This is a genomic window from Candidatus Thiosymbion oneisti, from assembly GCF_900092655.1.
GTDB classification, from domain to species: domain Bacteria; phylum Pseudomonadota; class Gammaproteobacteria; order Chromatiales; family Chromatiaceae; genus Thiosymbion; species Thiosymbion oneisti.
In genome coordinates, this window is record NZ_FLUY01001612.1 from 1 (window position 1) to 1907 (window position 1907).

Sequence of the window (1907 nt, forward strand, 5' to 3'; positions counted from 1 at the left end):
CAGCCTGACTGATGACCATTTGGACCGGCAACTCGGCATTATCCCAGGGGCCGACAGAATGTCGGCGATCCCAGGCCAGCTGGGACCGCCGTCTTTCAGACGGCTTACGGACTCCATGACCAGCTATCGGCAACGCTCAGAGCAGACGCCTTCCGGGCCGCACCGGATAACAATGCCTCCGCTGGAGCGGACAAGACGAGGTTCCCACCTGTCTGCGTGCAGGGACGCACAGGCAGGCGCCGGAGCCTGGAAACGAGTGCGAAGGACGCTCGCTTTGCCCATCCTACGGGCTCAGAGCATCGCCAATATCCCATTGCTCGGCTCGCCCTCTCCGGCCTTGTTGATGGCTACCACCCGGAAGACGAACTGTTTGTCCTGCGGTTGATCCGAGAGGGTCGCTTCCGTAGCGAGCGCCGTGCCCACGTCTGTCCAGCGCTCCGAGCCTTCCTCGCGGCGTTGGATCTTGTAGGCCGCTACCTTGCCGCCTGCATCCGGCTCTTTCCAGTCCAGGAAGATCCAGCCTTCGCCCCGGCGCGGGCTTTCCAGGGAGCGGGTCTGACCGGGCGGCTCCAGGGGCGCGCCGGCGCGGCGTCCGCCCCAGCCCAGGTATTTGAGGCTGGTATCGTCGAAATGGGTCACGTTTTCCGCGTATCTCAGGACCATTTTCATCGTGTCCGTCAAGGCCTCCAGGGCCTCGTTCTTGGCATCGACGGCATGGCTGAACGCCGCCTGCTGTTCCTTGACCAGGTCCGCGGCCTTGGTATAGGCCGTGAGGGATTGCCCGATCGCCTCGGGGGTGACCGGCGGATTCGGAAACAGCTCCGCGTGGGCCTGGAGCCCGGTCATGATTTCATGGGCCAGGGATTGAACTCTGGCTTCGGCCTTGGGGAATGTCGCCATGCTCGTGATTCCTCCCGATCTTTGGTGCTGGGGAACGCAAGACCTGTCCTGCCGGCGCGACCCGCCCGGCGGCAGGCCCGCCAATGTCTGAGGCGAGATTCTCTCGTCCTTGGGCGGGGTGGCGCAAGTCTGCGGCGGTCCTTGCCACCCATCCGGCCGCCCGTGCGGAGGTTGTGGCAGGCCGGTCCGGACCCCGAGAGCCCCGGCCCGGATCTCCGATAGGCATCCTGGATCTCCAGCAAGGCCCTCTCCGCCATTGATCGGGCCTCCTCGATCTTTTATCCGGGGCTCTCGACCTGCGGGAGCCCCAGACCGGACCCTGGGCAGGCTAGACCGGATCAATTCCAGCTCGCTTAAGCCTTTATCGGGCCTTCCCGATTTTTGGCAGGCCCGATAAGGCATTTGGCGGACCCGATCAGGCCGCATCGGGCCTTCTCAAGCCTTTATCGGGGGCTCTCGACCTTCGGGAGCCCCTGACCGGACTCTGGGCAGGCCAGACCGGATCAATTCCAGCCTGCTTAAGCCTTTATCGGGCCTTCTCGCCCTTGGGCAGGCCCGACAAGGTACTCGGCGGACCCGATCAGGCTGCATCGGGCCTCCTCGATCCTTTATCTGGGGCTCCCAATCCGTGGGAGCCCCTGACCGGATCCTGGGCAGGCCCGACCGGATCAATTCCAGCCTGCTTAAGCCTTTATCGGGCCTTCCCGCCTATGGGCAGGCCCGACAAGGTACTCGGCGGACCCGATCAGGCCGCATCGGGCCTTCTCGATCCTTTATCCGGGGCTCTCGATCTGCAGGAGCCCCTGACCGGATCCTGGGCAGGCCCGATCAGGCCAACCCCCAGGGCGAGCGCGTATAAATCTTCCCGAAAACATGATCTTGTAGGTTGGGCAAGGGCCGTTTCCGGCCCATTTAACGCCAGGACGCAAGGGCGCCAAGACGCAAAGTTTCTTTGTTCTTTCTTTGCGGCTTGGCGTCCTTGCGTCATTGCGTTTTTTCGCAATTTC

Annotated in this window: 1 protein-coding gene; it reads right to left on the reverse strand. The window is 63.6% G+C overall.

Annotated elements, in window-relative coordinates:
- Nucleotides 1–291: 291 nt before the first annotated feature.
- Nucleotides 292–900: a fibronectin type III domain-containing protein gene (locus BQ17_RS22070; protein WP_133512522.1), complete on the reverse strand. Its 609-nt coding sequence runs from the start codon at nucleotides 898–900 to the stop codon at nucleotides 292–294.
- Nucleotides 901–1907: the final 1007 nt, after the last annotated feature.

Excerpts from the sequence above, each read along its gene's own strand:
- BQ17_RS22070 (WP_133512522.1), bottom strand. The coding sequence starts at position 900 with ATGGCGACATTCCCCAAGGCCGAAGCCAGAGTTCAATCCCTGGCCCAT.